Origin of the sequence: Anabaena sp. 4-3, assembly GCF_001597745.1 — a bacterium.
In the GTDB taxonomy this organism is placed as follows: Bacteria; Cyanobacteriota; Cyanobacteriia; order Cyanobacteriales; family Nostocaceae; genus Trichormus.
The window spans coordinates 78,403-91,615 of sequence record NZ_LUHJ01000066.1 but is presented as its reverse complement, the minus strand read 5'-3'; the positions used below and the strand labels follow the sequence as shown (position 1 = coordinate 91,615).

Here is a 13,213-nt window from a genome sequence, read left to right as displayed (position 1 = left end):
TATAGAGTAGGTGAGTTTGTAGTGAGGACTTCAGTCCTCAAAACCGGACTAAAGTCCTGACTACGAACTTAATATTGATAATTTTGCCTTATACCAAATTAATATGAAGCTGCATAGAATAATATGTCGAGAATAATTGAACGCAGATGTACGCAGATAAACGCGGATAAATCAATGGATTTTAGATTATGTGCAACCTCATATAAAATTGGTCTTACCAAAAATCCCAGTATCTTGAAGATGCTGGGATTCTGAAACTTTATTGACAAATCAAGTCAAAGTCTACATTAATACTCTGGAACTGAAGGATCTACTTCCCGACTCCAAGCAGTAATACCACCTTTGACATTTGTACCTACAATTCCGGCTTCCTTGAGGATAGCTAGAGCTTTTGCAGACCGCCCGCCCATTTTACAATGAGCTATTAAGCGATGACCGTTGAGTAATTCTTTGACTTTGGCTACTCCATTACCGTTTTCAATGTCTGGTAAAGGTACTAACACCGAACCAGGAATTTTGGCAATGTCGTACTCATGAGGGTTACGCACATCTAAGAGTACAAAATCCTTAGCACCACTATCCAGCAATTCTTTTAACTGGGTAACAGTCATTTCTTGAATGTCTTGCTGTTGTTGCGCCTCGGCTGCTTTGGCTTGGGGGATACCACAGAATTGTTCGTAGTCTATCAACTTCTCAATCACTGGGCGCACCGGGTTAGGACGCAGCTTTAACTCCCGGAATTTCATATCTAGGGCATTATACAGTAAAAGTCTACCATTCAAGGTTGTACCTTTACCTAAAATAATTTTGACGGTTTCTGTGGCTTGAATTACGCCAATAATTCCCGGCAGAATACCTAACACTCCACCTTCTGCACAGGAGGGAACCATTCCTGGTGGTGGTGGTTCTGGGTATAAGTCGCGATAGTTCGGCCCGCCTTCGTAGTTAAATACGGTTGCTTGTCCTTCAAAGCGGAAAATTGAACCGTAGACGTTAGGTTTATTCAACAATACACAAGCATCGTTGACTAGATATCTGGTGGGGAAGTTATCTGTACCATCCACGACGATATCGTAATCTTTAACGATATCTAGGGCATTCTCGGAACTTAGACGAGTTTCGTACAGGTCAACCTGACAATAGGGGTTAATCTCGTGAATGCGATTTTTCGCTGATTCAATCTTGGGTTTACCTACCCAGGATGTACCGTGAATTACTTGGCGTTGCAGGTTGGAAGTATCCACTACATCGAAATCAACTATACCGATGCGGCCGATACCTGCTGCTGCTAAGTATAACAGTAATGGTGAACCAAGTCCACCAGTCCCGATACATAAAACACTGGCAGCTTTTAGACGTTTCTGTCCTTCTAGTCCCACCTCCGGTAAAATTAGGTGGCGAGAGTAGCGTTCATAATCATCTTTGGTCAACTGGATATCATCCAGATTGGGATTGAGCATAGCAGTTTGAATGAGCAAGCAAGGATTATTGATTGTATCGAAAAATGATATCTATTTTTAAACGTAAGTGTTTAAATTATGTTATCAGGAAAGTGGGGACTGGGGATTGGGGATTGGGGATTGGGGATTGGGTAAAAGTTCTTATCCTCTACATCCCTGCTTCTTCCTAGTCTCTAGCTTTGTGCCAAAATCTCGGCTTGAAATTGATGATTTTCGTCAAGTGTCCAACTTTTGATGTTACTAGCTACACCATGTTGAACGGATACTATTATATAAGAGTATCCTTGCCAAGCATACAGGCGATCGCATTCTGAAGGCTTGGCTGGATAATCAGGATGGGAATGATAAATACCAATGATGTTTAGTGAACGTTCCCGTGCTTGCTTTTGTACTTGTAACATGATTTGGGGAGCGATCGCATATCGTCGTTCGGTGCTATATGTGGTCTTATCCTCAGTGAAATTATCAGCTTCCCTATCCCAAACATTTGCAGTTGGTATCACCTCAACAACAGTGTTCACCCCATCCACCAGATATCCCAAAATCAACCCACAGCACTCGTTAGGGTACGTACTTTCAGCATGGTTAAAGATAGTTTGTTGATGTTCTGGTAGAAGTTTAATCATGGGCATGGGGCATTTAAATTCAAGATTCAAAATACCCTACGGGAAGGCAAGCCTACAAAATTCAAAATTAAAGCATCGTTGGGTAAAAATCTCCTCTGCCCCCCTGCCTACTTCGGCGCATCTCGGTGCATCAACAGGGGACGCAAACCATTTAACCCGGCGGCTATGGCTGAACCATTATGTACTACTGTCGCCGCTAGGGGATGTAGTCCGACGGTGGTGGCGAATCCTAATGCTGCTAAATTGGGAACGACTGCTAAACCGATATTTTGCTGAATTACGGCTTGGGTTTCACGGGCGATCGCTATTGCTTCTACAAAGCTGCTCAGGTTATCATCCATCAAGACTACATCTGCGGTTTCTCTGGCAACTTCCGAACCGCCACTAAAGGAAATGGAAACATCTGCATAGGCTAAGGCGATAGAATCATTTAAACCATCACCTGTAAATGCAACTGTCTTTCCTGCTTCATGTAATTGGCGGATAATTTCGGCTTTTTGTTCTGGGAATGCTTCCGCATGAACTTGCGCTAAGGGTATTGCCAATTGTTCCGCTACCGCTACCGCCCTTTGTTGATTATCCCCCGTCAACAGATGAATTTCCATGCCGTATTCTGTTTGTAATTGCTCAATGACGCTGGGACTTTCTGGGCGCAGGGGGTCAGTATAATAAATTACACCTTGGAATTCCTGATTAACTGCCACATACAGCAAGGAATCATGGGCGGAAATGCGACAATTGAGGTGATGGGGACATTCTGCATGGTGACATTGATGTGGTTCATAGAGACAATCTAAGGGTACACCACATTGCCGTAAAAAGCGATCGCTTCCCACTAGCACCTGTTCCCCATCAATTTTAGCTTTCACACCTAAACCAATTTCATAGACAAATTCTTCACGGGGTAAAATTTCTAAATCTAGTTTTTCAGCATAATTTACCACTGCTTCCGCCACGGGGTGAGTCAGACGTTGTTCAGCTGCGGCGGCAAGTTGTAATAATCTCTGTGTAGACATTCTCCCCGCTACGGTTTCTACTTCCACAACTTCAATATCGCCTTTCGTTAACGTTCCCGTTTTATCAAAGACTAAGGTATCTATCTGTGCTAATTTTTCTAAAGCGTGACCACTACGAATTAACACACCATGTCTAGAAGCATGATGTAATGCGGCTAAGAATGTTGTGGGTAAGGAAACGCGAATACCCGTTACAAAGTCGAGGGTGAGAATAGATGCAGCCCTAGCCGGGTTGCGAGTCGCTGCTAAGACTAACCCGGCAAAAACTAACGCTGGCGTAATCGCTTTATCTGCAACCATCGCCGCATAATTGCCCATGCGGGTATCATGTACGGGGGCTTGCTTGACTAACTCTATACTAGCACCTGCACGGGTAGCATTTCCTACACGCTCGGCTAAAATATAAATCTCGCCTTCCCGCACTAAGGTAGAAGCATAAACTGATTGTCCTATTTCCCGCATCACAGGCATGGACTCGCCTGTAAGTTTTTGCTGGTCGATTAAAGCTTGACCCCGCAAGATTTCCCCATCTACGGGTATTTGCTCACCTGGATAAACAATTACTGTATCTTTTATTTGTACATCTGTAGCTAAGATGCGTTTTTTCTGTCCATCTGGTTGTTGTACCCAGGCGAAATGTCCGAGAGAATTGAGTAAATCGGTAGCGCGATTTTCTGTAACTCTAGCGGTGCGATCGCGGATCATATCGCCTATTTCGTGCAGTGTCATCACTAAAGCGGGGGTGAGAAGATTTCCTTGACTGGATGTGAGTGCGATCGCCATGAAATCCAAACAATCGATATTTAATTTCTGTTCTTCGGTTATACTTGTGTATGCACGTTTAGCAATGGGTAAAGCTGCTATTGCCACAGTTAAACCAATTATAGCTCTAGGAATTGGGAAACCTAACCCCAATAAAGCTAAAACCGTAGCTAAAGCTGGCAATTTTACGCCACCGTCTGCTTTTTCTTCTGTTTTTTGCCTTTTAGCTGCTATTTTTTGCCTTGTTTTCCCCGTTTCTAGCAGATGTACTAAATACCCTGGCATTAAGTCAGCATTCCCAGGAGATAATTGATATTCAATCGCAATAGAAGCCGCAGCGCGACTAATACGCACCTTAGTTATTCGACTATCAGAGGCTAGTAAATCTTGTAGATGTTGGGCATAATGGGGGTCATGAGCCAGTAAGGGAATGCGAAATCTTACCCTACCCGGAATTTTATGCACTACAAAACAATCAATTTTCTGGGCTGGGATAACTTCCCCTTGGCTGACTTCTAAGTGAGTGGCTATTGTCATCATGATTTCCCCCTCATGGTGGTGTAGCGATGTGATGGGTGGGAATTCATCCTTCAAGAGATTGCAAAATCCCACGAACCTGTTAGTTATTCACGGTAGGGTTAGGATAACAGCGAACTGTGAATCTTAGTCTATTCAATAATTTTGCTAGTTAATTTTTGACCAATGTGATTATTTTGTAAGATAACGCAACTAATTTTAAAGTTTCAACACATAACAATAGTTTCGCCGTTAATCTACATCCTATACTTTCAACATTTTTACGGTTTTTGGAATGTATTAACCAATTCTTAAACAAAAATTTAGTTTGTTCAAAATTCGTCTCAATTATATTAAAAATAATTCTCAACAAATAAAATAAAACTAACTGCAATTACCTAATTCAGTGTGAATAGCTGCAAATGAGACAAATAGGAAAGCAGTATTCGATTTGAATAGATGATGTGAGGACATTGTTACCGTCAATTATCGCCTATCAAGGACTGCTATGAGTGTAAAACTATCAATACTCAAACCAGGTCAAATTGCTACCATCACTGCAATTAATACTCAAGAATCAGGTTTGCAAAGAAGGTTAGAAGCGATGGGCTTCAAAGTAGGGCAACAGGTAAAGGTACTCCGTAAAGCGTGGTTAAAAGGCCCTTTACATCTGCGCGTGGGCTTAACTACAGAGGTAGCCATGCGCCGACATGAAGCAGAGGGAATTTTGGTGAATTTGGGGAATGTTGACGGTTGACTGATGACTAATGACTGATGACTAATGACTAAAAGAGGTGCAAAATGTCACATTGCCATAATTCTGGTTCAGGTATGGCTACACTCAAAAATCAACCCGGAGTAAAAAGGGTGGCGGTTTTGGGGATGCCGAATGTGGGTAAATCTACTTTGTTTAATCGTATTACTAAAGCGGGGGCATTTGTCGGGAATTGGCCGGGGGTGACAGTCGATCTTTTGCAAGCACAAGTAAATTTGCATGGCTACAGGGTAGAGTTTGTTGATTTACCGGGGATTTATGACTTAGAGGGTTACTCGGAAGATGAACAGGTGGTGCAAACTTTCTTGACTAACTATCCTGTGGATTTGGTGCTGGTAATTCTGAATGCAGCGCAAATAGATCGCCAAATTCGTCTAGCTTTACAAGTCAAAGCTTTGGGAATGTCTGCTGTCGTAGTTTTGAATATGGCAGATGAAGCCAAGCATTTTGGCATCAAAATTCATCCCGAAAACTTAGCCGAAAAGTTAGGGATGCCAGTAGTGTTAGTGAGTGCTAAATATGGTAGTGGTTATGCGATCGCCATCCATCACATCTGTGAAAAATTGGCAGCAAATACCAACCCTATCGCCCCTGGAGAAATCAAGCAGCAGATAGCAGCCCATAGAGAAATTCTAGAGTCGCAAATTCAAGACACCCTAGAAGATACAGTAGAAATGCCCTCCCGTTTGTTCAAAACTTTTACTCAAAAGCTGGATGGGGTGTTGCTGCATCCCCTACTAGGGCTACCACTGTTTTTTCTCTCCATCTATTTAATGTTTGAGTTCGTTTGGTTGGTGGGGTTGCCATTACAAGATGTAGCGGATGGGATTACGGGATGGTTGCAACAAGTCGTAGTTACTCCCCTCACCGCTTATTTACCGGAGTTTTGGCGAGGTTTTCTCGTAGATGGGATTTATGGGGGACTAGCGACGGTTGCATCTTTTATTCCCCTGGTGATGACGTTTTTCTTTATGATGGCAATTGTAGAAGATAGCGGCTATTTTTCCAGGGCAGCTTACATGATGGATGCGTTAATGTATCGCTTTGGGTTAGATGGTCGTAGCTTTGTGTTGCTAATTATGGGGTTTGGGTGTAATATACCTGCTATCATGGGAACAAGAGTCATGCGATCGCGGGCTTTACGTTTGCTTTCCATTTTCATCATTCCCTTTGCCCTATGTTCCGCACGGTTAACAGTATTTATATTCATCATTGATGCCTTATTTAACCGTACCTGGGGGCCATTAGTATTATTTTCACTGTACCTATTCAGCTTTGGTGTAGCCCTGTTAACAGGATTCTTACTCAAAGGACAATTTCAAAACCAAGAACCCTTCGTTATTGAACTACCCCCTTATCGCTTCCCCACCCTCAAGCAAATCTTTCTCCGGGGTTGGGGTGAGTTACAGCAATTTCTACAACGCGCTACCGGATTTATTACGGCTGGTGTAGCTGGTGTCTGGTTGTTGAACAATTTACCCCAAGGTACAGCCAACTCTATCGGTAATGCAGGAGAGATGCTAATCACCATCCCCATTGTAGTTGGAATGGTGACTGGTTGGGATGCGTTGAAAGCATTTCTTAAGCGTGGAGGCGTATTTGTTGGGCTAGGTGTCTTAGCCATCTGGTTGTTAAGCAACTTACCAGGAAATCAAGATACCAGTTACGCTACTCGCATTGGTGAGTTTTTCGCCCCTGTTCTCGATGCTGCTGGTATTCCGCAAGAGTTAACTATTGCTTTGATATTTGGATTCATTGCCAAAGAAATTTTAGTAGGTTCTCTAGCCAGTATTTACCATCTGGCTGATCCTAATGCTGTTCAGACAGTTATCTCTCAGACTATATCACCAATTCAAGCCTATAGTTTCATGCTTTTTTGTTTACTCTATACTCCCTGTTTAGCAACGGTGGCTACTATTAAGAGTGAGTCTAAAAGCATCCGGTTTACTGTGCTGTCTCTGGTTTATAGTTTAACTCTGGCTTGGGTTGTGAGTACGTTGTTTTATCAGGGTGCGAGGTTATTCGGGTTGAGTTAGGAAATGGAACGCAGATAAACGCAGATAAACGCGGATGAAGTATACATTCTTGTGGGGTGGGCCGGACAGCCTGCCCTGATGTATTGCGGTATGCGGGGAGTGTTTATCAAAGCTTAAGACAAGACAGAGACTTTGCCTGTATCAATATCGTAAACAGCACCAACTATTTTAAGTTTAGTCTGACGTACTGATTGCGCTAATATTGTTGATTTTCGGAGTAATTTCTCGGCTTGGTACTGCACATTGGCAATAATAGCCTGTTCATTCATATTCTTAGCTGTAGGTTCTAATTTTGCTAAGGCTGGTTTTATCCCTTCTACAACATAGCCAATTCTACCAGGGAGCGGCTCTTTTTTCATAGCTGCGCTAACAGCACCGCATTTTCTATGACCTAAAACTACAATTAATTGTGAACCTAGTACCGATGTAGCATATTCTAAGCTGCCAATAGCCATGTCACTAGCAACATTACCAGCAACTCGGACAACGAATATATCTCCAAGTCCTTGATCAAAAATAATCTCAGCAGGTACTCTGGAATCTGCACAGCCTAGTATAGTTGCAAAAGGATATTGTGCTTTAGTAATCGCTTGTAGGCGTTGCCGTGATTGGTTAGGATAAAGAGGTTGGCGTTTGATAAATCTTTGATTACCATTTAGCAAGCGTTTTAATGCCTGTTCGGGATTGACGGGCTGAGGGTTAGCTGAATTAACATCCGCGATCGCAGTATGGTGTCTGTCTGTAATTAGCTTACCACCAACAGCACTAGCCACTACAGCCAAGCTTCCCCCACCTGCTAACCACAAGAAGTTACGACGACCGATAAATCCATTGATGCGACTCATCTAAACCTACCTGTGAATAAACAGTTTTGTAGTCCGCTAAAATATATCAGAATCTCCCAGGCTACAAGAGTACCTTAGTACACGGTTTTAGGTCATTAGTCATTAGTCATTAGTCATTGGTCATTAGTCATTGGTCATTGGTCATTAGTCAACCGTCAACAATTCCTAATGATGCTTTCCTCCTCCTAGATACAATTCACCCACCTTTGGATCATTTAACAATTCTATGCCAGGGCCAGATATAGCATCGCGTCCTGACTCTAAAACATAACCACGGTCAGCCATTTCCAAGGCTTTGCGAGCATTTTGTTCTACCAAGACTATCGCTGTACCTGCTTGATTAACTTGTTTAATCTGTTCAAATACTTGCGTTACTAAAATCGGGGATAAAGCAGCCGAAGGTTCATCTAATAGTAATAAACTCGGTTCTAACATCAAAGCTTTACCCATCGCTAACATCTGACGTTCTCCACCTGAGAGTGTACCAGCCCGTTGACGACGGCGATCGCTTAATCTGGGAAACATGGTAAATATTTGATCTTTCAAGGGTTTAACGTTTTCATTGCGGATGAAAGCCCCCATTTCCAGATTTTCTTCCACACTCAACGATGGAAATACATTAGCAATTTGTGGGACGTAGCACATCCCCCTCCGCACAATTTGATTAGACTTTAATCCGGCAATATTTTCACCTTTGAAAGTAATTGTACCTGTATGGGGTGTCAACAAGCCAAAAATAGTTTTTGCTAAGGTCGATTTACCAGCACCGTTGGGGCCGATTACTGTCACTAATTCCCCTACTTCCACCCGAAAATTCACGCCTTGGAGAATATCCACATCTTTAATGTATCCGGCGTGGACGTTGTTCACTTCTAGCAGAGGATCTAAATGATGTGCTGTACCTGACATATAATTTTAACGCTGAACACTAAGATAGTGATTTTAACTATATGAAGATTTTCCATAATAAACTATTAGTATATCTTGTTTCTGCATTGAACGCAGATGGACGCAGATAAACGCTGATAAAAACAGATAAATCAATGGATTCTATAATTCTGTGCAACTTCACATCAAATTGGTATAACATACTTAGATTCTCAGACAAGTCAATTAAAATTAACAGTATTTATATACAAAAAAAACAGGCAATTGGAAAATTTTTCCCTATGCCTGTTGAATTAATGGTTATTTGACACTCTCCGCCCTAAAAGTGCGGAGATTCTTGGGCTGAATCCTGCCTCCACCAACGATGTTGATTTTGGTCTTACAGTTTCATGTCTAGTCCGAAACATATCTCTCGATATACCCCACTTAAGGACTACTCCCCAAGCGTAAATTTGGGTATGCCCTACCCTATTTAATTGCTTTTCGACCTTACAGTTTGGACTTATTTTTACACCATTGACTGTTAGGCATTTTGAGATCACGGAGTAGGACGTTTTACCTGTTTCCTCCCTGCGGGACGCTACGCGAACATCGTTCTCACGGTCTACAACCTACTGCTAGTATACCAGAAAGCCGTCGTAGAACGACGGGGTTTTCAACCCAAATTTTCGATAATTGAAGATTAAGGAGTTTTTTGTAAATCAGGTCTTTCTTCCTGAACGATCGCATCAGCTACCGGGCATACTTGAATACAGATGCCACAATCAATACAGGTAGCAAAATCAATCCAGTACCAGTCAGTACCCTTGACATTTTTACCAGGGCCTTCATGAATACAAGCAACTGGACAAGCGTCTACGCAGTCAGCGACACCTTCACAAACATCAGTAACTATAGTGTGTGGCATTGTTCTCGATTCCCTCTCTTTTTAATCAGCCTTTTCTAGCCTAGCAGGGGATTGGAAGGGACTGGGAAAGAAGAATTGGGGCAGGGTGCAGGGGGTAAGGGGGAGAGAACTTTCCCCGTTTCTCCCTGCTCCCTGCTCCCTTGCTCCCTCATCCCCTCATCCTCCTCATCCCCCTCATCTCCCCTACTCCCTACTCCCTACTGCCTAACGCAATGTCTCAATGGTCGGTGTGCCGTCGGCTTTTAACCAAGCGATTTGCGCTATACTGCGATCGCGTGCGTATTCTCTGACGGTGGCTGCATCTTTGCCACTTAGTTCCATTTCTACTCTAACCAAATGCGTAGAATCACGCAATTTATCGGCGTAGGCAAAAGCCGCAGCATAAGCCGTGGGTGCTTCTGGGACTACTAACCAGTTAGTCGCCGGAGTTTCCTGTGGTAATTGCTGTGTAGACAATAACACTTGATACAGGTCTTCTATGTTGAGGACAAACCCAATACCGGGGATATCTTCGCCTTGGGGGTGATACAGTCCTAAAAGCTGGTCATAACGTCCACCTCTGCCTAATACCCGTGCCTGTGATTCGCTGCTACTGACGATTTCAAACACTATGCCGGTGTAGTAATCTATAGTCTGAATCAGACTCAGGTCGAGAATGAGACGGAATTTCCCTTCGGATTCTAATAATTCTACCAGAGATTTCAGGTGATTAACTGCCTGTTTTTGTTGAGCATCTAAATCGAGACTGCTGACTTTTTGCAAGACATCGGCACTGTTACCACGCAAATCGAGCATGATTCTGGCGCGATCGCGCAGTTCCTCACTTAAAGGTAGATTGTCGATAGTAATCCGGTCGAGATGAGCGATCGCATGGCGAACTTTAGGGCGTAAATTTTCAGGAAAAACATTGAATAGCGAGCGAGTAATTCCCGCTTCGCCTAAAATTAAATGCCAATCCTGTAAATCTAAAGCCGCCATGCAATTACTCACCAACAGTAACACCTCTGCATTGGCAAGCAATCCGCCTACACCTAACAACTCTACCCCAGCTTGATAAAACTCCTGTTGGCGATTGTGTCGGTTTTCCCAGATGCGCCGGAACACATTGGCATTGTAATACAGTCGTTGGGGATAAGTAGTCCCCGCCATTCGCGTCACCACAGCACGAGCAATAGAAGCTGTCAACTCTGGGCGCAGTCCTAAATCTTCATCTCCAGTATTTTGGAGTTGAATCACCATCTGACGCTGAATTGCTTCCCCTGCCATCAGAGTATCCATACGTTCCAACGTTGAGGTAATAATCCGGTGATATCCCCAACGGTGAAACACCTGCTGTAATCTATCTTCAATCCAGCGTTTTTGAGCCACATCTAGAGGTAATAAATCCCTCGCTCCTGCGGCTGGTTGATACACCATTATTTTTTCTTCCCACCAAACAAACCACCAAACAAACCACCTCCTGATTTATCTGGTTGTTTATTTCCAGAGTTAGGAGGTGATTTAACATGAGAACTACTAGGTTGTATTCCTAGAGCCTTATCTATTTTAGGTTTCCATGTCAACGCTGTTTGATCATTGGGGTCTAATTTTAACGAATTATCAAGGTGTATCTTTGCCATTTTCAACTGATTTTGCTTCAAATATACAAATCCCAGCAAACTGTGACAACGGCTATTCTTCGGTTCTATTTTCAGTGCATCTTGTAGTTCTACCTTAGCGGATGCAAATTGGTTTTTGTCAATCAAAGTTTGAGCGCGACGTAGATACTGTTCAATCGCGGCATCTTCTTTAGGTGGTGCGGGTGGTGGTGGAGGTGCGGCGGTGGTGTTGGGTTTGGGTGTAGTGGAGTTAACTGGAGGTTTAGCCACTGGTGTAGATGAGGATAAAGCCTTGCCAGCACAGCGCATCAAATAAACTAAATTTAATTCACTGATTTGGGCGATAATCGGGATGACTTGCTGTAAAGAATGGTATTGAGTTTCAGCAATTTTAGCGATCGCCGTTTTATAAGCATGATCAATATTGGGTGCTGCTGCTAGTTGCTTCGCTAAATCGGTACTCAGTTCCAGCGAAGGCGATTCTTGCACTAAACGCTTACCCATTTGCGAGAGAACTATAATGTACTCTGCACGAGTGCGTTCTACTGATAATTTTTCGTAAGCGGGGTTAACTAACTTTGATAATAATTCAATAGCTAGTTTTTTTTCTGCCTGATTATGAATCGCACTACTATCAGGATGTAGATGACGAGCAATTTTCAGATATCTTTTACGAATCTCTTTAACATCGGCATCAACTGGCGCACATAATATGGCGTGATAGTCGATGAAATCATATTTAAATAAACCAAGTTCTATTTTTAAAGACATAGAGCAGTTGCACCAAAGCAGCCGTAAGGTTTTTCTAGTGTACTTCGCTTATACAGATAAGCGTCAGGATTTTCATATCCTTATTGTTCCCTTTGGTGAATGCTGATTTATCTTTTAGTATGTAATTATTGCCAAGCTGAGAGGCGTGGGACTTGCATCAATGCTCGACTGAGGTGATCATGAAGATAGCCATTAGTCGCCAGAATTCTCCCAGATGGGATGTTCAAGGGCGTACCATCATAGGCGGTAACTTTACCCCCTGCTTCTTGTAACAAAATCACACCAGCCACAATATCCCAAGGAGAAATTCCCCGTTCCCAATAACCATCAACCCGCCCACAGGCGACATAAGCTAAATCTAAAGCTGCCGAACCACTACGGCGAACACCTTGGGTAAGATGGGTGAGGTGACAAAATTCCGCATAATTATTATCTGAAGTTTCGCGTCGGTCATAGGCAAATCCCGTTACCAACAAGCTTTTACTCAATTCAGAGGTTTCAGATACCCGAATCTGACGACGGTTACGTGTTGCACCCAAACCAGCCGCCGCGCGGAAAAGTTCATTGTGAGATGGATCATAAATCACTCCCACCTGCGGCTCACCATTAATTAACAAGCCAATGGAAACACAAAAAGCCGGGTATTGGTGAGCGTAGTTAGTTGTACCATCGAGCGGGTCTATTGCCCAAAGATATTGATGATTTTGATCACCAATTTTACCTGATTCCTCCGCCAAAATGGAATGGTCAGGAAAATGACGACGCAAAACCTCTAAAATCACCGACTCTGAGGCTTTATCAGCGACGGTAACTAAATCACCAGGACGACCTTTTTCAGTAACAGCATCTTCTAACTTACCCAAGTACCCTTGTAAAACCGCACCCGCAGCCAGCGCAGCTTCTGTAGCAATATCAAGAAAAATTTCGAGGTTAGTCATTAGTCATTAGTCATTAGTTATTAGTCATTAGTTATTAGTCATTAGTTATTAGTCAACCGTCAACCGTCAACAATC

General features: G+C 43.0%; 11 protein-coding genes. 2 read left to right on the top strand and 9 right to left on the bottom strand.

The window, feature by feature from the left end; all coding sequences use genetic code 11:
- Nucleotides 1-287: 287 nt before the first annotated feature.
- The 3 genes from moeB to A3775_RS18080 form a co-directional block, all read right to left on the bottom strand.
- Nucleotides 288-1,460 (bottom strand): molybdopterin-synthase adenylyltransferase MoeB, encoded by a 1,173-nt coding sequence (gene moeB / locus A3775_RS18090; RefSeq protein WP_066426123.1) that lies wholly within the window; start codon nt 1,458-1,460, stop codon nt 288-290.
- 173 nt (nt 1,461-1,633) lie between these two features.
- On the bottom strand, nt 1,634-2,086 hold the full coding sequence (locus A3775_RS18085) for a Mov34/MPN/PAD-1 family protein (RefSeq protein ID WP_066426162.1): 453 nt from the start codon (nt 2,084-2,086) through the stop codon (nt 1,634-1,636).
- Between the two features lie 107 nt (nt 2,087-2,193).
- Nucleotides 2,194-4,401, bottom strand: coding sequence for a heavy metal translocating P-type ATPase (locus tag A3775_RS18080; protein WP_066426122.1), 2,208 nt, complete (start codon nt 4,399-4,401; stop codon nt 2,194-2,196).
- Between the two features lie 487 nt (nt 4,402-4,888).
- Between A3775_RS18080 and A3775_RS18075 the strand changes: the two genes are divergently transcribed.
- Entirely contained in the window at nt 4,889-5,137 is a 249-nt protein-coding gene (locus A3775_RS18075; protein ID WP_066380474.1) for a FeoA family protein, read from the top strand.
- A 44-nt stretch (nt 5,138-5,181) separates the two neighbouring features.
- The gene (locus A3775_RS18070) at nt 5,182-7,191 is read left to right on the top strand and encodes a ferrous iron transporter B (RefSeq protein WP_066426120.1); all 2,010 of its coding nucleotides are present in this window, start codon (nt 5,182-5,184) and stop codon (nt 7,189-7,191) included.
- 113 nt (nt 7,192-7,304) lie between these two features.
- Here A3775_RS18070 and A3775_RS18065 read toward each other — a convergent pair whose 3' ends face one another.
- From A3775_RS18065 to A3775_RS18040, 6 genes are all read right to left on the bottom strand, one after another.
- On the bottom strand, nt 7,305-8,036 hold the full coding sequence (locus tag A3775_RS18065) for a carbonic anhydrase (RefSeq protein ID WP_066426118.1): 732 nt from the start codon (nt 8,034-8,036) through the stop codon (nt 7,305-7,307).
- Nucleotides 8,037-8,201: 165 nt separating this feature from the next.
- Nucleotides 8,202-8,945 carry an ABC transporter ATP-binding protein gene (locus tag A3775_RS18060; RefSeq protein ID WP_066380483.1) on the bottom strand — a complete coding sequence of 248 codons (744 nt, stop codon included), beginning with the start codon at nt 8,943-8,945 and terminating at the stop codon, nt 8,202-8,204.
- Nucleotides 8,946-9,606: 661 nt separating this feature from the next.
- Entirely contained in the window at nt 9,607-9,831 is a 225-nt protein-coding gene (locus A3775_RS18055; RefSeq protein WP_066426112.1) for a 4Fe-4S dicluster domain-containing protein, read from the bottom strand.
- A 204-nt stretch (nt 9,832-10,035) separates the two neighbouring features.
- Complete coding sequence (locus A3775_RS18050; RefSeq protein WP_066380486.1) at nt 10,036-11,247, bottom strand: ATP phosphoribosyltransferase regulatory subunit; 1,212 nt, start codon at nt 11,245-11,247, stop codon at nt 10,036-10,038.
- Nucleotides 11,247-12,200 carry a J domain-containing protein gene (locus A3775_RS18045; protein WP_066380493.1) on the bottom strand — a complete coding sequence of 318 codons (954 nt, stop codon included), beginning with the start codon at nt 12,198-12,200 and terminating at the stop codon, nt 11,247-11,249. The genes A3775_RS18050 and A3775_RS18045 overlap by 1 nt, the downstream gene beginning before the upstream one ends.
- 125 nt (nt 12,201-12,325) lie before the next feature.
- On the bottom strand, nt 12,326-13,138 hold the full coding sequence (locus A3775_RS18040) for an inositol monophosphatase family protein (RefSeq protein ID WP_066380495.1): 813 nt from the start codon (nt 13,136-13,138) through the stop codon (nt 12,326-12,328).
- Nucleotides 13,139-13,213: the final 75 nt, after the last annotated feature.